The following is an 18,708-nucleotide window of genomic DNA, read 5'->3' as shown; positions in this document are numbered from 1 at the left end:
GGTCAGACGCGGTTGAAATCGAACAGGGCTTTGTCGCCCTTGCCATAGACCTTGAGCGCGCCCTTGTCGCCGACGGCGTTGGGGCGGATGAAGATCCAGTTCTGCCAGGCGGACAGGCGCCCGAAGATGCGGGTGAGCATGTTCTCTTTCTGGGCGAAGCGCAGGTTGGCTTCCAGGCCGGTCAGCGCGTCGGGCGACATGGCGGCGCGCTCTTCGATGGCGATGCGCACCTCGTCGGCCCAGTCGATGTCGTCGGGCGCGGCGGTGACCAGGCCCAGTTTGACCGCGGCGTCGGCGTCCAGCGCCTGGCCCACGGCGCCGCGCACGGCCTCCATGGCGGGCGTTTCTTCATAGAAGCGGCGCTGCAGGCGCGACTGGCCGTTCACCATGGGCAGCAGGCCCAGATTGAACTCGCCCAGCGTGATCTTGGGCGCATTCGCCTCGTCGTCGGGCAGCGCCAGCATGTAGGTGCGGTCGGCGCAGAAGGCCAGTTCGGCCAGCGAGCCGGCGAAGCACGAGCCCTGCTCGACCAGCGCGAACAGGCTGCGCGAGGACACGTCCAGGCGGGCGAAGGTGCGGCGCAGCAGGCCGATGGTTTCGCGCACGAACCAGTGGTTCTGGTGCTTGAGCAGGGTGGCGTCGCTGGCCAGCACGGCGGCGGCGTCGCCTTCGGTCTTGATCAGCCAGGTGCCGATGTCGAGCTCGTTGGTGCGCAGGTTGAGGATGGCGTCGTCGAGTTCGCGGCCCATCTGCAGCGGCCACCACGAGGCGCCCGCGGCCTCGATGCCGGCGATGTCGGTGGGCTGGGCGCTGCCGGGCGCCTTCACGGTCAGCGTGGCGGTGCGCTTGGCGCGGTCGATGGCGACGTTGACGTATTGATAGGCGATGCCGTCGGCGCTGTCGGTGCGCTGGATGCGCGGCAGGGCCACGCCTTTGGCATCGGCCGGGCGGTCGCTCTGCGCGGCCAGGGCCTCGGCGCGTGCGGCGACGTGGGCGGCGAACTGCTGCGGCTTGGCGATGGAGTCCACCAGGCGCCAGTCCACGGCCTTCTGGCCGCGCACGCCTTCGCTGGTGGTGCAAAAGATGTCGGCCAGGTCGTGGCGCACGTGGCGCTTGTCGGTCACGCGGGTGAGGCCACCGGTGCCAGGCAGCACGCCCAACAGCGGCACCTCGGGCAGGCTCACGGCGCTGCTGCGGTCGTCCACCAGCACGATTTCGTCGCAGGCCAGGGCCAGCTCGTAGCCGCCGCCGGCGCAGGCGCCGTTCACCGCGGCGATGAACTTCAGGCCGCTGTTCTTGGAGGAGTCTTCCAGGCCGTTGCGCGTTTCATTGGTGAACTTGCAGAAGTTCACCTTCCAGGCGTGGCTGGACAGGCCCAGCATGAAGATGTTGGCGCCCGAGCAGAACACGCGGTCCTTGCCGCTGGTCACCACCACGGTGCGCACCTGCGGGTGCTCGAAGCGGATGCGGTTGACGGCGTCGTGCAGCTCCACGTCCACGCCCAGGTCGTAGCTGTTGAGCTTGAGCTTGTAGCCGGGGCGGATGCCGGCGTCTTCGTTGATGTCGACGGCCAGCGTGGCGGTGGCACCGTCCACCGACAGCTTCCAGTGGCGGTACTGGCTGGGTTCGGTGCGGTAGTCGACGGGGGCGGGGTGGCTCATGGCGGTCTCCTCGGGAGGGTGGGGCTTGGCCGGCGGACCATGGCAGGTGTCACCGGCATGACCGGAATAATAGTGCATGCGTCAAAGTGCAGTCAATGCATTTTTATGCATGTTCCGGCCGTTGGTCGGCCGGGTCGCTCAGCCGCCGGGGGCGGCGATCAGGGCCTGCACCCGCTCCCGCAGGGCGGCGTAGGCCTCGTCCACGCCCGCGTAGGCGCTGGTGTTGAAGTGCAGATCGGCCTTGGAATAGAAGGCCGAGCGGCCCGCGAGGATGCGCTTGAGGTCTTCCATGGCCTCGCGGCTGGCGGCCATGGGCCGCAGATCGCCCTGGGCCGCCACCCGGCCCATGTGGTCGGCCGGGTCCGCCTGCAGCCACACCGTGGTGCAGTGGGCCAGCAAGACGTTGAAGTTGGCCGCGTCCGAGACCAGGCCGCCGGGCGTGGCGATCACCACCTCGGGGTAGATCTGGATCGCCTCCTCCAGCGCGCGGCGCTCGTAGCGCCGGTAGGCTGGCGTGCCGTAGAGCGCGTGGATCTCGTCGATGCTGCAGCCGGCGAACTTCTCGATCTCGCGGCTCAGCTCGATGAAGGCATAGCCGAGTTCATCCGCCAGGCGCTGGCCCAGCGTGGACTTGCCGGCGCCGCGCAGGCCGATGAGCGCGATGCGCGTGTGCCGGGTGCTGTCGCTCTCCGTCTGCGACTGGCCCAGCGCGCCGCCGATGGCCACGCGCACGCGGCGCAGGTCGGTCTCGGATCGGCCCGCCAGCATCTCGCGGATCAGCAGCCACTCGGGCGAGCTGGTGCTCACGTCGCCGATCAGCTCGGCCAGGGGGCAGTGCAGCGCCTCCGCCACCTGCAGCAGCACCAGGATGGAGGCGTTGCCGGTGCCGTACTCGAGATTGGCCAGGTGGCGCTCGGACACGTCGGCCGCCAGCGCCACGGCCTTGCGCGTCATCCCACGGCGCGAGCGCAGCGTGCGCACGCGCTCGCCGAGCGCCACGAGGAAGGGGTGTCGGCCTTCGTCCTCGGCGGCGGGGCTGGAGGCGGCGGCACTGGCTTCGGCGTCCATGGGGGGCATGGTTTGTCGGGCTTAGGGTTTGCGGGCTTGCCAAATAGCAAAACATGCACTTTAATGCACATTTCGCCGCACGCAACATAGTGCACTTTATCGCGTCACCGGTTTCGACACCAGCCCCCGGTGTGAACCAGCCCCCGGTTTGATGGAGCCCACCATGACCACCACCCCCCTGCTGCCCAACATCGTTGCCGGTAAAGCCCACCTGGGCCAAGGCCCGGGAACCCCCCTGTTCGATCCGGTGCTGGGCACCGAACTCGTGCGCGTGAGCCGCGAAGGCCTGGACCTGGCCAGCGCCTTCGCCTTCGCGCGCGAACAGGGCGGCGCCGCGCTGCGCGCGCTCAGCTACCGCGAGCGCGCCGGCCTGCTCGGCGCCATCGGCCAGGTGCTGCAGGCCAAGCGCGACGACTACTACGCCATCGCCACCGCCAACTCCGGCACCGTCACGCGCGACTCGGCCGTGGACATCGACGGCGGCATCTTCACCATCGGCCAGTACGCCAAGTGGGGCGAAAAACTCGGCGACGCGCGCGCCCTGCTCGACGGCGAGCGCATCCGCCTCGGCAAGGACCCGGCCTTCCAGAGCCAGCACGTCCTCACGCCCACGCGCGGTCTGGCGCTGTTCATCAACGCCTTCAACTTCCCGAGCTGGGGCCTGTGGGAGAAGGCCGCCCCCGCCCTGCTGAGCGGCGTGCCCGTGGTGGTCAAGCCCGGCACGCCCACCGCCTGGCTGACGCAGCGCATGGTGCAGGACGTGGTGGAGGCCGGCGTGCTGCCCGCGGGCGCCCTGTCGGTGATCTGCGGCGCCTCGGCCGGCCTGCTGGACGCGCTGCAGCCCTTCGACGTGCTGTCCTTCACCGGCTCGGCGGGCACGGCCGCGCAGATCCGCGGCCATGCGGCCATCGCCGAGCGCTCGGTGCGCTGCAACATCGAGGCCGACAGCCTCAACAGCGCCCTGCTCGACCCGAACGCCAGCGCCGACAGCGAGGCCTTCACCCTGTTCGTGAACGAGGTGGTGCGCGAGATGACCGTCAAGAGCGGCCAGAAGTGCACGGCCATCCGCCGCGCCTTCGTGCCGCGCGCGCTCTACGACGCCGCCGCGCAGGCGATCGGCGCCAAGCTGGCCAAGGTCAGCGTGGGCAACCCGCGCAACGAGGCCGTGCGCATGGGCGCGCTGGTGAGCCGCGCGCAGTTCGATGGCGTGCAGGAAGGCCTGGCCCAGCTGCTCGCCGAGGCCACGCCGCTGTACGACGGCCGCGCCCAGGCCCTGGTGGACGCCGACCCCGCCGTGGCCGCCTGCGCCATGCCCGTGCTGCTGGGCACCAGCGACCCGGTGAAGGCCCGCGTGCTGCACGACGTGGAGGTCTTCGGCCCCGTGTCCACGCTCATGCCTTACGACGGCGAGGCCCAGGCCTTCGAACTCATCCGCCGCGGCCAGGGCTCGCTCGTGGCCTCGGTCTACAGCGCCGACCCCGCCTTCGTGGCGCGCGCCGCGCTGGAGCTGGCCGACAGCCACGGCCGCGTGCACGCCATCTCGCCCGACGTGGCCAGCCTGCACACCGGCCATGGCAACGTGATGCCGCATTCCCTGCACGGCGGCCCCGGCCGCGCGGGCGGCGGCGAAGAGCTCGGCGGCCTGCGCGCCCTGGGCTTCTACCACCGCCGCAGCGCGGTACAGGCCAGCACGGCCGCGCTGGACGCGCTGGCCGCGAGCGCCACGCCCTTGGCGTTATGAACCACCCCCGCCGCGCTGCGCGCGACCCCCTCAAGGGGGCAACACCTGCGGCCCGGCAAAGCCGGTTCCGCGGTGTCACGGGACGGCGCGGCGGGCCCATGCAGCTATGTCATCAAGGAGACCGCCATGAGTCATGACACCGTGGCCGCGCCACCGGTGCGCTTCAACTTCGCCCGCCACCTGCTCGACCTCAATGCCGCGCGCGCGGCCAAGACCGCGCTCATCGACGACCAAGGCACGCTCAGCTACGGCCAGCTCGCCGACGCCGTGCGCCGCTGCGCGGGCGCGCTGCGGGCCCTGGGCCTGCGCCGCGAGGAGCGCATGCTGCTGCTGGCGCAGGACAGCAGCGACTGGGTCGTGGCCTTCCTGGGCGCGCTGTACGCTGGCGTGGTGCCGGTGGCGGTGAACACCCTGCTGCCGGCCAAGGACATCGCCTACATGCTGGGCGACAGCCGCGCGCAGGCGGCCATCGTCAGCGGCGCGCTGCTGCCCACCGTGCAGGAGGCCATGGCCCTGGGCACGCACGGCGTGAAACACCTGATGGTCTCGCGCGGCCAGAACCTTCCCCCGGGCGCCCACGCCTTCGACGCCCTGCTCCAGGCCGCCGCGCCCGCCGAGCCCACCGACACGCACGCCGAGGAGCCCGCGTTCTGGCTCTACTCCAGCGGCTCCACCGGCGCGCCCAAAGGCACGGTGCACACCCAGGGCAACCTGTACTGGACGGCCGAGCTCTACGGCAAGGGCGTGCTGAAGATGCGCGAGGACGACGTGGTCTTCTCCGCCGCGAAACTCTTCTTCGCCTACGGCCTGGGCAATGCGCTGAGTTTTCCGCTCAGCGTGGGCGCCACCGTGGTGCTGATGGCCGAGCGGCCCACGCCGCAGGCCTGCTTCAAGCGCATGACGGAACACAGGCCCACCATCTTCTGCGGCGCCCCCACGGGCTATGGCGGCATGCTCGCCAGCCCCGACCTGCCGGCGAAAAGCGCCGTGGCGCTGCGCCTGTGCTCATCGGCCGGCGAGGCGCTGCCGCAGGACATCGGCGAGCGCTGGACGCGCCACTTTGGCGTCGAAATCATCGACGGCATCGGCTCCACCGAGATGCTGCACATCTTCCTGTCCAACGTGCCGGGCGAGGTGCACTACGGCACCACCGGCCGTCCCGTGCCGGGCTACGAGGTGGAACTGCGCGGCGAGGACGGCCGCCCCGTGGCCGACAACGCCGACGGCTCCTCCGAGATCGGCGACCTCTACATCAAGGGCCCCAGCGCCGCGCTGATGTACTGGAACAACCGCGCCAAGAGCCGCGACACCTTCCAGGGCGCCTGGACCAAGAGCGGCGACAAGTACCTGCGCAACCCCAACGGCACCTACACCTACGCCGGCCGCAACGACGACATGCTCAAGGTGAGCGGCATCTACGTCAGCCCCTTCGAGGTGGAGGCCACGCTGGTGCAGCACCCCGCCGTGCTGGAGGCCGCCGTCATCGGCAAGGAAGACAGCGACGGCCTGACCAAGACCAAGGCCTACGTGGTGCTCAAGCCCGGCCAGCAGGCCAGCGCGGCCGAGCTGCAGGCCTTCGTGAAGGAGCGCCTGGCGCCCTACAAGTACCCGCGCTTCATCGAGTTCCTCGACGAACTGCCCAAGACCGCCACCGGCAAGATCCAGCGCTTCAGGCTGCGCGAGCGCGAGAAGGCGGCGGGCTGAGCGCTTCCGCGGATGGCCTCGGCCATCTGGCCCGGAGCCTCGGGCGGGGCGGCGTTACTGATTGAGCGTCCAAAACCGCGCCGGCCCTGTTGTGCAGGGTCGGCGCACAGCCGAAGCTCGACCATGCCCAAGATCCTCTCGTTTCACGTACCCAACCCGTTCAAGAAGAAACGCGCGCCGTCAGCGGCCTCGCTCGCCAAGTTCACGGGCCCCACCGCCGGCGCACCAGCCACCACGACACCCCCGCCCAAGGCCCAGCGCTGGAGTGCCAAGAAGTCGGCTCAGAGATTCTTCAGCCACTTCTTCAAGCCCACTGCATCCACCAAAGTCGCCGTGGCCACGGCCCAGCAGGGCGTCATCCAAGCCGTGACAAGCGACCAGCCCCTGGCCGGAAACGAGCAATACCAGGCGCATCTGCAGGTGCTGATCCAAGACTACGCCGCCGCACTGAACGTCCCTGGGCCCGCCGCCCCAGCGCCCGTCACCCCGGAACCCGCCACTCAGGGGCCGGCCGACAACACGCCTGCCACTGGCTTGGGCTGGTTTGAGCAACAGATTTTGGGGTCCAAGACGTTCCCCATGGAGCCCCTGGACAGCGCTCTGTCGCGCAAGGAAGCCGAGGTCAAACAAGCCCTGGCGCAACTCAGCGCGGATATGGTCAAAACCGGTGAACCCTACAGGACCGTGAAGCTGAACGATGGAAGCACCGTCAGCGCCAGCTTCAACAAGGACAAGAGCGTATTCACCGTTCAAGACTCCGCGGCCTACAACTCCCAAGGTAAGTTCGGCGAGTGGGTCAGCGTGCACACGCAAAGCGGCAGCCTCCGGCTGAACACAGTCGCCCCGGCCGACCACGTGTCTCCCGGTCCCGCGTTGCGCGATGCGCTGGCCAACATCGAGGTCCTGCAGGGGTCCGCACCCGCGGCGGTCTGAGCCGGCACGCCGGTGGCCCTGGCGCTCAGCCGATCTCCAGCGCCGTCAAGGCGTACTGCCGCGCCAGATCGATGGCCGGCGCTGGGCCCCTGACCATGCGCGCCGTGGGGAAGCCCGCGACGAAGCCGTGGCGCTCCATCAGCACCACGGCCTCGCGGTTGGGCTCCGGCACATCGAGGTGCACAGCCTCCTGCGACGCCACGCCCGCGCACAGGGCCCGCAACAGGCCCTCGGCGATGGCCGGTGAATCGGCGCACAACGGGCCGATCTTGTGGCCCTGCACGCAGGCGCGGCGCACGCCATAGCCGCGCAGCCGCCCGTCCTGCAGCCAGCCCAGGGCCGTGCCCCGGCGCTGGCGGATCCAGGTCTGCAGGAAGGCCGGGCGCGGCTCGGGGTGGAAGGCCAGGTCGTAGGCGGCCAAATCGTCGAACGGCAGGCCCGCCAGGCGCACGATGGCCGGGTGCGCCGGGCGCGGTCCCAGGCCGTGCCCGCTGTAGCGCCGGTTGCGCCAGGCCAGGTCGAAGCCGCTGCGCATGTAGTTGTGCTGCTGCTCGACCACGCCATCGAGGGCCACCACGCAGCCCTTCAGGTGTTCCAGCGCCGCGTGCCACACCGCCAGGCCCAGCCCCTGGCCGCGGGACGCCGGCTCCACGATGTACAGACCAATGAAGCCGTAGCCCACGCCGTAGCGCAGGGCGCTGATGCTGGCCACCGGCCGTTCGCCCACCCAGGCCATGAAGTGGCCGCGCGGGTCGATGGCGTGGAACATCTCGGTGTCGTGCAGGCCGGGGTTCCAGCCCTCGCGCGCGGCCCAGTGCAGGGCCAGGCCGAGGTCGTGGCGCGACATGCGCTGGATGCGGTGGGTGGGTGTCTTCATGCGCGGTCTCTTGGGTGAAACCGCGATGAAAGCCCAAGCCGCGCCCGGGTGCCATACCGCGTCGGCGGTAGGGCACATGACGACCCTGCTCAGGTGTCGCTGGAGATCTTGATGCTGGGGAACTTGGACGAGAAGTCCTTGGCTTTGGCGGCGATCTTGATCGCCACCTGGCGCGCCACCGACTTGTACAGGCCGGCGATCTCGCCCTCGGGGTCGGCCACCACGGTGGGCCGGCCGCCGTCGGCCTGCACGCGGATGCTCATGTTCAGCGGCAGCGCGCCCAGGTAGTCCATGCCGTACTCGGCGGCCATGTGCTTGCCGCCGTCGGCACCGAAGATGTGCTCCACGTGACCGCACTTCTCGCACACGTGCACGGCCATGTTCTCCACGATGCCCAGGATGGGCACGCCCACCTTCTCGAACATCTTGATGCCCTTGCGCGCGTCCAGCAGGGCGATGTCCTGCGGCGTGGTGACGATCACCGCGCCCGTGATGGGCACACGCTGCGACAGCGTGAGCTGGATGTCGCCGGTGCCGGGCGGCATGTCGACGATGAGGTAGTCGAGGTCCTTCCAGTTGGTCTGGCGCAGCAGCTGCTCCAGCGCCTGCGTGGCCATGGGGCCGCGCCAGATCATGGCCTCGTCGCGGTCGATGAGGAAACCGATGGAGATGACCTGCACGCCGTAGTTTTCCAGCGGCTCCATGGTCTGGCCATCGATGCTCTCAGGCCGGCCCTCGATGCCCAGCATCATGGGCTGGCTGGGGCCGTAGATGTCGGCATCGAGCACGCCCACGCTGGCGCCCTCGGCCGCCAGCGCCAGCGCCAGGTTCACGGCCGTGGTGCTCTTGCCCACGCCGCCCTTACCCGAGGCCACGGCGATGATGTTCTTCACCTGCGGCAGCAGCGCCACGCCGCGCTGCGCAGCGTGCGCGATGACCTTGGTGTGCAGGTTCACCGACACGTTTTCCACGCCCGCCACCGACCGCGCCGCCGCCACCAGGGCCTTGCGCAGCGCGGGCATCTGGCTCTTGGCCGGGTAGCCCAGCTCGACGTCGAAGGACACCTCGCCGTCCTGCACCTGCAGGTTCTTCAGGGCCTTGGTGGAAACGAAGTCGCGCCCGGTGTTCGGGTCCTGCACGGCTTGCAGCGCCTGCATCAGCGCCTGTTGGTCGACGGGCATGGGGGGATGGCTCCTGGGGTGAGGGGATGGCCGCCACGCCGTAGGGAAATACGGGGGCGGGTGCTCTGCGGCGGCGAAAGTCTACCGCCGCGGGGACACCACCGCCATGAAAGGGGTTCAGCGCCGGGCGCCCGGGTGCCCGAACGCCCCCCGGTTCATTGCGCCTTCGATGACAGCAGGGCCTCGCGCCAATCCAGCGCCGCTTGTTTCAGGACTTGGGGTTTGTCCTCCCCGGGAATGTCTGTCGACGTGAAGAGGCCCACCATGGCCTTGACCCAGATGGCCTCGTGCTGCCCGATCGCGGTGTCCAGCCACTGCGGAAAGGTCTCGGCCGCCGCGGTCCAGAGCGCGGCGAGGTTCAAGGCCCAGCCAGGCCCCACCGCCTCGGCGTTCGGCTGCGACAGCACCTCCCGGCACGCCGTCACCAAGGCGCTGGCCCAATGCTCTGCCCATCGGAACGCGGGGCCACCCGACCCGCTCGGCGAGCAGGCCGCGACGCGGGCGGCGTTCAGGGCCTGACCGCAGTGCAGCAGCCCCTTCGCCAGGTTGTGCCGCAACAAGACCACGGGAGCCGGTCCGCCTGTCGGTGCCCCCGGCGGGGGCTCCATCAGGGAAAGGAACAACCCCTGGTTGTCATGGTCCCAAAGGTGAATCTGCATTCGCTCACGCCACAGGTAGTTGTCCATGAGCCGCGCGTGCAGTTCCGCGGGGCACGTCAACCCATTGACCAGCGCCCTGACCCACAGGTCTTCCAGGAATGCCCTGCGCTGCTTGCCTTCGGCGCGCTCGACCTCGAGGCCACGGCCGAGGCAGAACTCGATGAGCCACCGCTCCATCGACGTCGATGCGGGATCGGGCTTGGCCGCGACGAACCGGCAGAAATCCAGCAGCATCCTCCACCCCGGCTGCCAGCGGTGGGTGTGGCTTTCCCCTTCGGCCAGCCAGTCGCGCTGTGACATCAGCCGGCTGGCGATGCGCAGGAAGCGGTCCACACCCGACACCGGCGTCTCACTCTGCAGAGAAGGCGGCATCGCCACCAGCACCCGCCGCAGATCAAGGCCGTCGGCGAAGCGCTCGAACAACCACACCATGCGGGCGATGCCGCAGGCCTCGCCGTCCATGGCCGCTGCCAAGACGCCCGCCAGCAGGGGACCGGAGGCCTTCTGGTCCTTGACCACGGGTCGCAACCACCCATCAAACTCGGCGGAAGACAGCGCCTGGCCCACGCCGCTACCGAAAGCGCCCAGGCCCAGGTCCAGCAGCTGGTCTATCCAGTGGCGCGTCTCCCACCACGCCCCCCAGGCCGGGCGCCAGGCCCGGCGGGCCAGTTGTTCCACATGGGCCCGCAACCGGTTCATCCGGGCCTGCCTGCCGGCCCCCTCAGGGTTGGCGCAAGGCGGCACCGCCCCGCTGTCCAGGTGCTGGCGCACCACGCCCTCCAAGGGGTGGTTCTCGCCCAGCCCGCAGCGCTCCAGCAGCCCCAGCAGGCGCTGGAGCACCGGTCTGCGCCGTGCCCGCCTTTCGCTCCTCACTGTCGTCAAGCGCGCCCGCGTCCTGTCCAACTGCCGCCCCAGCGCCTTCAGCTCCCGCGCATGCTGCTCCTGTTCCTGCGGTGTTTTGTGCCTTGGGTCCTCGGCCCAGGTGATCTCGGCTCTCTGGATCGCCTCGCTCAGCCCATCGGCTTTCTCCTGAATGAGCCGCAGGGCTTCGTCGTCTTCTTCGGGCAGGTCGTGGATTTGCAGGCCCTGGCCGGTCAAGCCGTAGGTCAGGCCAACGGTCTTGAGCAGCGCCTGGACGTCCTGCGCCAGCCGATCGAAGTGCTCCAGGGCGACACCCGGCCCCGCCAACCAGCACAGCTCGGCGATGCCATCGGCGGCCTTCTCGGGGCATCCCTCCTGGAGATGGCGAGCCAGCTGTTGCGGCACCCCCCGGTCCAGACGCGCCTGCATTGCCTGCACCTCGGCCCGCGCCCGCTCGTCCAGGCCACTGTCGGACGCGAGCAGGTCTTTGAACGCCGACCTCAGGCACTCACCGAGCCACAAGCGATCGTCTGCATGCGCCTGCGGTTCGTCGCACAGCGCCAGGTAGCAAGCGACCAGCCCGTTCAGGGCGTGGGCCGTGTCGGCATTGGCCGCCCGCTGCACCGCCGCCGACAGCAGGCGCTCGCGGCACGGCTCGGGCACGGCGTCCAGCAGGTCGGGCGTCAGCTCGCAGGCCCAGGCCCGCTCGAGCAAGCTGGCCCAACCGCCGAGCTGCACCGACGGCTGCTCTGGCGCAGGGGCGTTCTCTGTCAAGGCATGCGCCACGGCACTGCGCAGGATGGCGCGGCGCAACGGGTCCCCCAAGCCCTCCGCGCGGTCCAGCCAGGTCGCGCACACGCCCATGCCGGCCGACAAGCTGGCGTCAAAGCCCGCCTCGATGTTCTGGCGTACCCAGCCAAACAGGTCCTCGGTCGAAAGGCCGGTCAACACCTCGTGCAAGCCGCCCACCGCATCGGGGACCCCATACGCGAGGCCGCGCTTGTCCTCGCGGGAACACCCGCGATAGGCGCTCCAGAAGCCGCTCCAGTCATCGCGCAGCAGCGCAATCTTGGCGAGCGAGTGGGCCGAGCAATGGGCGCTCACTTGTTCGACGATGAAGTCGTGGTACTCGAACTTCTCATTCATGTGCCGGCAAGCGTGCGCCGCCACGCCAAACAGCGCGCGCTGGAATCGCTGGCGAATCTCCTCGTCCGCGTGGTCCTTGAGCGCGTCCTTGTCCTCAACGTTCATCGACAGGAACAGGTGGGCTCGCGTGGCAGGAGCCAGCACCTCCAGCCAGTCGCAGACCTGCGAATGCTGTCCCGTCGCCACCAGTCCTTTGATGCACTGGGCCAGGTGGGTCGTCCCGCCCGTGTCGAGTTCCACCGGGCCATTGAACTCCAGGCGGCCGTCGCCGACGCGCGCGGGCGGCTGGTCCTGGCTTTGGAACGTCTGGATCGTTTGGCACAGGCCGAACCACGCGCCCTCGCTCATCGCCCCCCGCGCAACGACGAGGGGCTTGAGCTCGCCGGGGGTGGGCGGTTCGATCCCCTCCCGCGGGGACAAGGCGCGCCCCCCGGGCGGGTGCTGCATCGGCCCGGTGTTCTGTGGCACGGCCTCTGGGCGCTGCTCGTGGACGCTTTCACGCGATGGGCGTCGAGGAGATGTCGAAGGAGAACGACGGATCATTCGCATGCTGATGGCTTTGTAGCGGGAGAACGAAGGCGAAACGACGCCGCCGCGGCCTGCCGGCGGCAGCGCATGGCCACGCTCTCAGGCCGGCCCCTTATCGTTTGAGGTGCTGATGAACCCAGCGCACGACGGCCCTCCCAGCCGCCTCGTCGTGGGCACCTGTGTTGCTGGCGCTGTTGGCATCGCTGTCATTCACGATTTCGATGACACGCGCCAACCACGGGTGGCGCGACAACACCGCTTCCCACCACTCGGGCTTCAGCCTGGCCAGGCCGCTCCAGAAGCGGCCGACGTCCAACAGGATGGGGGCCAGGACTTCCTGGGGAAGGTCGATCAGTGGCGGCTCGAACGCCTGCGACGCCGTCCACCACTGCAAAGTGAACTCCACCGACGCCGTGGCCCGTTCAACATCCTCGCCGGACCACGAATCGCCATGCTGAGGCGCCAACAGCGGCAACAAGCGCGGGTTGCGCACCGCCATGCGCGCCAGGTTGTCGTTCAGCAGCGCGAGTTGCTGCCGTTGATCGAGGTCTGAGCAGCGGCCAGCGCACAGACGCGCCAGCAACCGCGGGTGTTGACCGCGGTCCCGAAGGACGTTCGATACCGCTGGCACGCCGGACACCTCGCTGAACATGAAATGGTCGTCGAGGACCTTAGGGGAGAGACCGTTCACCACAGCCGACAACCAGAGGTCGTCAAAAAGGGCGCGCCGTTCGGCTTGGCCGCCGGACAGCATCGACTGGTGCAGGAACGCCCGAATGACCAACCCCTCACCCCACGGGGCAGCATCGGGCGAATCCTGGATGAACTGTCCGAGGGCGAAGAGCACATCCCACCCCTCCCAGGCGGTGGGACTTGACCACCGATCGCCGGCCTGGCGTTGAAGCGCGTTCAGTTGCTCGGGCTCGCCGGCCAAACGGGCGGCCAGCGCGAAGAGGCGATCGAGGCCCGATATCGGTGGCTCGTTGGGCGACGAGGGCGCCCAAATGGGCGAGAGCAGTCTGCGCAGGGCGACGTGAGGGGCATAGGCCGAGATGAGGGCACACAACTGGCTGGTCGTGCAATGCGGCGATCCCATGGCTTTCGTGATCATCTCCAGCAACAGCGCCTTGATCGGCGGGGTCGCTTGGGACAAGGCCTGTAGCACCGGCTCGTTCGCTTGTCCCGCGTCATCGAGCAGTTCCTTCAGCACCGCCTTCACCGACGGCCCGTCGTGCGGCTTGGGTAGGGCGAGCAGCGGCAGGGACAGAGGCGTCTGCGGCGCTTGCATGCCCGCGGGAGGAAAGCTGAGGGGCTGCTCAGGCGGACGCACGTCCCTGCCTTCGAGGCGGCGGTCATCCGGGGCGTCCGGCTGCGACGCTGTCGTGCCCGGCGGCATCGGCGCCGAGAGGGACGGGTCTTGTTCCGGGTTCTTCTTCGAGGTCGAGGGGAACCGGGGAATCGGGCGTTGGGGGAACGTTGCGCTGTGTTTTTGCATGTGGCTGCTCCTTTCGATCGACAACGGGGGGCATGCGGGAACGGGTCTGCAGCCTGGCCAATGCCTTTGCCCTGCTGCTCTTTGACCGCTCCCGATGCATCGCCGCGTCAGTACCCCCGTCAGATGAGGCGGTTCCTCTCGCCCATAAAATGAAGGGTTTCATCACGAGCGCCACCATGCCCCGCCAGCTCTTCGTCACCACCGCATTGCCGTACGCCAACGGCCACTTCCACATCGGCCACATCATGGAATACATCCAGGCCGACATCTGGGTGCGGTTCCAGCGCATGCAGGGGCACACGGTGCACTTCGTCTGTGCCGACGACGCGCACGGCGCGCCGATCATGATCGCGGCCGACAAGGCCGGCAAAACGCCCCAGCAGTTCGTGGCCGACATCGCCGCGGGCCGCAAGCCCTACCTCGACGGTTTCCACATCGCCTTCGACAACTGGCACAGCACCGACGCGCCCGAGAACCACGAGCTCGCGCAGGCCATCTACAAGGACCTCAAGGCGGCCGGCCTGATCGAGACGCGCACCATCGAGCAGTTCTTCGACCCCGAGAAGAACATGTTCCTGCCCGATCGCTTCATCAAGGGCGAGTGCCCGAACTGCCACGCCAAGGACCAGTACGGCGACAACTGCGAGGTCTGTGGCAAGGTCTACAGCCCCACCGATCTCATCAACCCCTACTCGGCGCTGTCGGGCGCCAAGCCGGTGCTCAAGCACTCCGAGCACTTCTTCTTCAAGCTGTCCGATCCGCGCTGCCTGGCCTTCCTCAAGCAGTGGACCACCAGCGGCGCGGTGCAGCCCGAGGTGCTGAACAAGATCAGCGAATGGATCGCGCCCGACGAGAACGGCCAGACCAAGCTGGGCGACTGGGACATCTCGCGCGACGCGCCCTACTTCGGCATTGAGATCCCCGACGCGCCGAGCAAGTACTTCTACGTGTGGCTGGACGCGCCCGTGGGCTACCTGGCCTCGCTGAAAAACTGGCTGGGCCGGCAGGGCATCGACTACGCCGCCTTCATGGCCGACCCGTCCACCGAGCAGTACCACTTCATCGGCAAGGACATCATCACCTTCCACACGCTGTTCTGGCCGGCCATGCTGCACTTCAGCGGCCGCAAGACGCCCAACGCGGTCTTCGTGCACGGCTTCCTCACCGTGAACAACGGCGAGAAGATGAGCAAAAGCCGCGGCACCGGCTTGGACCCCTTGAAGTACCTGAGCCTGGGCATGAACCCGGAATGGCTGCGCTACTACCTGGCGGCCAAGCTCACGGCGCGCAACGAGGACCTGGACTTCAACCAGGAAGACTTCCAGCTGCGGGTCAACAGCGACCTGATCGGCAAGTTCATCAACATCGCCAGCCGAGCGGCGGGGTTCATCGCCAAGCGCTTCAACGGCCGGCTGGGCGCGGCCTCGGCCGACGGCGCGGCCCTGCTGCAGGCGCTGCAGGCCAAGGCTCCGGCCATCGCCGCGCTGTTCGATGCGCGCGAGTACGGCAAGGCGCTGCGCGAGGTGATGGCCCTGGCCGACCAGGTCAACGCCTACGTGGACCAGAACAAGCCCTGGGAGCTGGCCAAGCAGGACGGCCAGGAGGCCCGCCTGCACGACGTCTGCAGCACCTGCATCGAGGCCTTTCGCCTGCTCACGCTCTACCTCAAGCCCGTGCTGCCGGCGCTGGCCGCGCAGGTCGAGGCCTTCCTGCAGGTCCAGCCCCTGCAATGGGCCGACGCCGCCCACCTGCTGGGCGCGGGCCACGCCATCCAGCCCTACCAACACCTCATGCAGCGCGTGGACCCCAAGCAGCTGGAGGCGCTGTTCGAGCCGCCGCCCGCGCCGGTGCAAGCTGCGCCGCTGCCCGGCGGCGAGGTGAAAAAGGCCCCCACGGTCGGCGCTGACGCGTCCTCCCTGCCCCCCGAGGGGGCTGGCTCCGCCGTGGGGCGGCCCGGCGGCGAAGCCATCGCCGACACCATCACCATCGACGACTTCGCGAAAGTCGACCTGCGCATCGCCCAGATCGTGGACTGCGAGCGCGTGGAGGGCTCCACCAAGCTGCTGCGCCTCACGCTCGACGTGGGCGAGGGCAAGACGCGCAACGTCTTCAGCGGCATCGCCAGCGCCTACCAACCCGAGCAGCTCAAGGGCAAGCTCACCGTGCTGGTGGCCAACCTCGCGCCGCGCAAGATGAAGTTCGGCGTGAGCGAGGGCATGGTGCTGGCCGCCAGCCACGCCGACGAAAAGGCCCAGCCCGGCATCTTCGTGCTGGAGCCCACGCCCGGCGCCGTGCCGGGCATGCGGGTGCGCTGAGCTAGCGCTTCTGCAGGTCCGGGTCCGGCATGGTCCCGGTCTTGATCACGCGCAGGTCCTTGTCGAAGGCCACGCTGAAGATCATGGGCTCGGTCTGGCCCTTGGCCTGGAAGCGCCAGTCCTGGTGCGTCTCGCCATTGAGCGGAAAGGTCTGCACCTTGCGCGGCTTGCCGAGCAGGCGGCGCACCTGCTCCAGCGGCATGCCGGGCTGCACCTTGGCGAAGTTCTCCTCGGTCAGCACCTGCGAGACCTTCACCAGCACGCCGTCGGCGCCGATGGTGACCATGTAGTTCACCACGCCCTCGGGCTGGCGGTTGTACTCATAGATCTGCGCGCCCTCCTCGCCCTCCCACACGGCCTCGGGCTGGCCGAACTTCTCGCGCACGTCGGCCTCGGTGGACACGCCGGGCTCCAGCTCGGCGATGTTCTGCAGATCGCAAGCGCCCACGAAGCCGACGGCGGCGAGCACGCCGGTGATCAGGCGGCCCAGGCGCCACCAGGCGCTGCGGGTGTTCGGTCGGGTCATGCGGGGGCTCCTTCTGTCCTGGCGGCCGGCGGGGGTCGGCCGGCGTGAGCGGCAGTGTAGGACCTTGCCTTGCGGTGCCGGTAGCCATCGGTAACATCGGCCCATGCCTGGCCTGCCGCCCCTCGCACCGTTTCGCCCGCGCCTGCTGGCGGACCTGCGCGGCTACGACGGCGGCCGCTTCGCCCGCGACCTCGGGGCGGGTGTCACGGTGGGCATCGTGGCGCTGCCGCTGGCCATGGCCTTCGCCATCGCGAGCGGCCTGCCGCCCCAGGCGGGGCTGTGGACGGCCATCATCGGCGGGCTGCTGGTCTCGCTGCTGGGCGGCACCTCGGTGCAGATCGCGGGGCCGGCGGGCGCGTTCATCGTCATCGTCTACGGCATCGTCGAGCGCTACGGCGTGGCCAACCTGCTGATCTCCACCGCCAGCGCCGGCGTGCTGCTGTTCCTGCTGGGCCTGTTCCGCCTGGGCGCGCTGGTGCGCTACGTGCCGGTCAGCGTGGTGATCGGCTTCACCAATGGCATCGCGGTGCTGATCGCGCTGTCGCAGCTGCGCGACCTGCTGGGCCTGCGCGTACCGCACATGCCGGCCAACTTCTTCGGCCAGATGGCCACCATGGGCCGCCACCTGGACACCGTCAACCCCTGGGCGCTGCTGTTGGGCGCGCTGTGCGTGCTGGGCCTGTTCGTGTGGCCGCGCCTGTGGGCCACCGACTCGCGCTTTCGCCGCCAGCTGGACCACCTGGAGGTGCCCGGCGCCCTGCGCGCGACCTCGCGCGTGCCGGGGCCGGTCGTGGCGCTGCTCACCCTCTCGCTGCTGGCCTGGGCGCTGAAGCTGCCGGTGGAGACCATCGGCACGCGGTTCGGTGGCATCCCGCAGGGCCTGCCGGCCTTTGCACTGCCCGATTTTTCGTGGGAGACCGTGCGCCTGCTGGTCACGCCCACCCTGACCATCGCGCTGCTGGGGGCTGTGGAGTCGCTGCTGTGCGCGCGGGTGGCCGACCAGCTCGCCGACGCGCGCAAGCACGACCCGAACCAGGAACTGATGGCCCAGGGCGTGGCCAACGCGGTGGTGCCCTTCTTCGGCGGCATGCCGGTCACCGGCACCATCGCGCGCACCGTCACCAACATCCGCGCCGGCGCGGCCTCGCCGGTGGCGGGCATGGTGCATTCGCTCACGCTCACGGTGGTGGTACTGGCGGCGGCGCCGCTGGCCTTTCACATCCCGCTGGCGGTGCTGGCCGGCGTGCTGCTGTTCGTGGCCTGGAACATGGGCGAGTGGCGCGAGTTCGCCCGTCTGAAGCACTTCAGCAACCACTACCGGTTGATGCTGCTGAGCACCTTCTCGGTCACCATCGTCTTCGACCTCACGGTGGCCGTGGAGCTGGGCCTGGTGCTGGCGGTGGTGCTGTTCGTGCGGCGCCAGCGCGACATCTTCAGCGCCGAGCCGGTGCGGCGCGAGGACGGCCGCCAGACCTGGCGGCTCTACGGCTCGCTGTTCTTCGGCGCGGTCACCAAGATCGACCCCATCGTCGCCGAGGTGGAGGCCGCGCCCGGGCCGCTGCACCTGCTGCTGGACGCGCACCTGATGGTCTCGCTCGACACCACCGGCCTGGACGCGCTGGAGCAGCTGCACAAGGCGCTGCGGCGGCGCGGCGGGCGGCTGGAGATCGTGGGCCTGCAGCCGCAGCCGGCCTCGCTGATGGCGCGCTCGGGCTTTGCCGGACGCCTGGCCGAGGCCACCGGGGACGGCCAGTAAAATCGCCGGTTTCCCCGATCCGGACACCCTCCCCCGCCGCCATGTCCTTCTTCCGCCGCCCCGACTACCAATCCGAAGCCACCCAGTTCATCGAGCAGCTCAAGGCCGATCGGCCGGGGCTGGAGGCCCGGCAGCGCGAGGGCCGCGGCCTGCTCTGGGACAAGACCATCGACCGCGAGTTCGCGGCCGAGGCCGAGGCGGCCGAGGTCCCGCAGAAGCCCTACGTCTACCAGACGAATTCCGACTTCAACTGAGCC

General features: G+C 69.3%; 13 protein-coding genes. 6 read left to right on the top strand and 7 right to left on the bottom strand.

From position 1 onward, the window contains the following. Positions 1 to 2 precede the first annotated feature (2 nt). Both boxC and BHU06_RS01015 read right to left on the bottom strand, forming a co-directional pair. Positions 3 to 1,661, bottom strand: coding sequence for a 2,3-epoxybenzoyl-CoA dihydrolase (gene boxC, locus BHU06_RS01020; RefSeq protein WP_070397281.1), 1,659 nt, complete (start codon positions 1,659 to 1,661; stop codon positions 3 to 5). Between the two features lie 138 nt (positions 1,662 to 1,799). Then, positions 1,800 to 2,729: a helix-turn-helix transcriptional regulator gene (locus BHU06_RS01015; RefSeq protein WP_070397280.1), complete on the bottom strand. Its 930-nt coding sequence runs from the start codon at positions 2,727 to 2,729 to the stop codon at positions 1,800 to 1,802. Between the two features lie 163 nt (positions 2,730 to 2,892). Between BHU06_RS01015 and BHU06_RS01010 the strand changes: the two genes are divergently transcribed. From BHU06_RS01010 to BHU06_RS01000, 3 genes are all read left to right on the top strand, one after another. After that, entirely contained in the window at positions 2,893 to 4,470 is a 1,578-nt protein-coding gene (locus tag BHU06_RS01010) for a 3,4-dehydroadipyl-CoA semialdehyde dehydrogenase (protein WP_070397279.1), read from the top strand. A gap of 126 nt (positions 4,471 to 4,596) precedes the next feature. Beyond that, positions 4,597 to 6,174: a benzoate-CoA ligase family protein gene (locus BHU06_RS01005; RefSeq protein WP_070397278.1), complete on the top strand. Its 1,578-nt coding sequence runs from the start codon at positions 4,597 to 4,599 to the stop codon at positions 6,172 to 6,174. A 123-nt stretch (positions 6,175 to 6,297) separates the two neighbouring features. After that, the gene (locus BHU06_RS01000) at positions 6,298 to 7,107 is read left to right on the top strand and encodes a hypothetical protein (RefSeq protein WP_070397277.1); all 810 of its coding nucleotides are present in this window, start codon (positions 6,298 to 6,300) and stop codon (positions 7,105 to 7,107) included. Positions 7,108 to 7,132: 25 nt separating this feature from the next. On the opposite strand, the gene BHU06_RS00995 is transcribed toward BHU06_RS01000, so the two are convergent. The 4 genes from BHU06_RS00995 to BHU06_RS00980 all read right to left on the bottom strand — a co-directional run bounded on the left by BHU06_RS00995 (position 7,133) and on the right by BHU06_RS00980 (position 13,854). After that, entirely contained in the window at positions 7,133 to 7,984 is an 852-nt protein-coding gene (locus BHU06_RS00995; protein ID WP_070397276.1) for a GNAT family N-acetyltransferase, read from the bottom strand. A gap of 89 nt (positions 7,985 to 8,073) precedes the next feature. Continuing rightward, entirely contained in the window at positions 8,074 to 9,165 is a 1,092-nt protein-coding gene (apbC, locus tag BHU06_RS00990; RefSeq protein WP_070397275.1) for an iron-sulfur cluster carrier protein ApbC, read from the bottom strand. Between the two features lie 155 nt (positions 9,166 to 9,320). Continuing rightward, complete coding sequence (locus BHU06_RS00985; RefSeq protein WP_070397274.1) at positions 9,321 to 12,278, bottom strand: hypothetical protein; 2,958 nt, start codon at positions 12,276 to 12,278, stop codon at positions 9,321 to 9,323. Positions 12,279 to 12,471: 193 nt separating this feature from the next. Then, the gene (locus BHU06_RS00980) at positions 12,472 to 13,854 is read right to left on the bottom strand and encodes a hypothetical protein (protein WP_139146905.1); all 1,383 of its coding nucleotides are present in this window, start codon (positions 13,852 to 13,854) and stop codon (positions 12,472 to 12,474) included. A gap of 176 nt (positions 13,855 to 14,030) precedes the next feature. Here BHU06_RS00980 and metG point away from each other — a divergent pair, with 176 nt between their 5' ends. Beyond that, positions 14,031 to 16,169 carry a methionine--tRNA ligase gene (gene metG / locus BHU06_RS00975; RefSeq protein WP_070397749.1) on the top strand — a complete coding sequence of 713 codons (2,139 nt, stop codon included), beginning with the start codon at positions 14,031 to 14,033 and terminating at the stop codon, positions 16,167 to 16,169. A 1-nt stretch (position 16,170) separates the two neighbouring features. Here the strand turns inward: metG and bamE are convergent, their stop codons facing one another. Further along, positions 16,171 to 16,695 carry an outer membrane protein assembly factor BamE gene (gene bamE / locus BHU06_RS00970; protein WP_070397272.1) on the bottom strand — a complete coding sequence of 175 codons (525 nt, stop codon included), beginning with the start codon at positions 16,693 to 16,695 and terminating at the stop codon, positions 16,171 to 16,173. Between the two features lie 103 nt (positions 16,696 to 16,798). Between bamE and BHU06_RS00965 the strand changes: the two genes are divergently transcribed. Together BHU06_RS00965 and BHU06_RS00960 are read left to right on the top strand one after the other, a co-directional pair. After that, positions 16,799 to 18,451: a SulP family inorganic anion transporter gene (locus BHU06_RS00965; protein WP_070397271.1), complete on the top strand. Its 1,653-nt coding sequence runs from the start codon at positions 16,799 to 16,801 to the stop codon at positions 18,449 to 18,451. A gap of 41 nt (positions 18,452 to 18,492) precedes the next feature. Next, positions 18,493 to 18,705 carry a DUF3460 family protein gene (locus BHU06_RS00960; RefSeq protein WP_070397270.1) on the top strand — a complete coding sequence of 71 codons (213 nt, stop codon included), beginning with the start codon at positions 18,493 to 18,495 and terminating at the stop codon, positions 18,703 to 18,705. The last annotated feature ends 3 nt before the right edge of the window (positions 18,706 to 18,708 follow it).

Origin of the sequence: Hydrogenophaga sp. PML113 (genome assembly GCF_001777155.1) — a bacterium.
Lineage (GTDB): Bacteria > Pseudomonadota > Gammaproteobacteria > Burkholderiales > Burkholderiaceae_C > Hydrogenophaga > Hydrogenophaga borbori.
The sequence above is the reverse complement of the archived record's forward strand: the minus strand, read 5'-3'. Positions and strand labels throughout refer to the sequence as shown.

Excerpts from the sequence above, each read along its gene's own strand:
- boxC (WP_070397281.1), bottom strand. The coding sequence starts at position 1,661 with ATGAGCCACCCCGCCCCCGTCGACTACCGCACCGAACCCAGCCAGTAC.
- BHU06_RS01015 (WP_070397280.1), bottom strand. The coding sequence starts at position 2,729 with ATGGACGCCGAAGCCAGTGCCGCCGCCTCCAGCCCCGCCGCCGAGGAC.
- BHU06_RS01010 (WP_070397279.1), top strand. The coding sequence starts at position 2,893 with ATGACCACCACCCCCCTGCTGCCCAACATCGTTGCCGGTAAAGCCCAC.
- BHU06_RS01005 (WP_070397278.1), top strand. The coding sequence starts at position 4,597 with ATGAGTCATGACACCGTGGCCGCGCCACCGGTGCGCTTCAACTTCGCC.
- BHU06_RS01000 (WP_070397277.1), top strand. The coding sequence starts at position 6,298 with ATGCCCAAGATCCTCTCGTTTCACGTACCCAACCCGTTCAAGAAGAAA.
- BHU06_RS00995 (WP_070397276.1), bottom strand. The coding sequence starts at position 7,984 with ATGAAGACACCCACCCACCGCATCCAGCGCATGTCGCGCCACGACCTC.
- apbC (WP_070397275.1), bottom strand. The coding sequence starts at position 9,165 with ATGCCCGTCGACCAACAGGCGCTGATGCAGGCGCTGCAAGCCGTGCAG.
- BHU06_RS00985 (WP_070397274.1), bottom strand. The coding sequence starts at position 12,278 with ATGCAGCACCCGCCCGGGGGGCGCGCCTTGTCCCCGCGGGAGGGGATC.
- BHU06_RS00980 (WP_139146905.1), bottom strand. The coding sequence starts at position 13,854 with ATGCAAAAACACAGCGCAACGTTCCCCCAACGCCCGATTCCCCGGTTC.
- metG (WP_070397749.1), top strand. The coding sequence starts at position 14,031 with ATGCCCCGCCAGCTCTTCGTCACCACCGCATTGCCGTACGCCAACGGC.
- bamE (WP_070397272.1), bottom strand. The coding sequence starts at position 16,695 with ATGACCCGACCGAACACCCGCAGCGCCTGGTGGCGCCTGGGCCGCCTG.
- BHU06_RS00965 (WP_070397271.1), top strand. The coding sequence starts at position 16,799 with ATGCCTGGCCTGCCGCCCCTCGCACCGTTTCGCCCGCGCCTGCTGGCG.
- BHU06_RS00960 (WP_070397270.1), top strand. The coding sequence starts at position 18,493 with ATGTCCTTCTTCCGCCGCCCCGACTACCAATCCGAAGCCACCCAGTTC.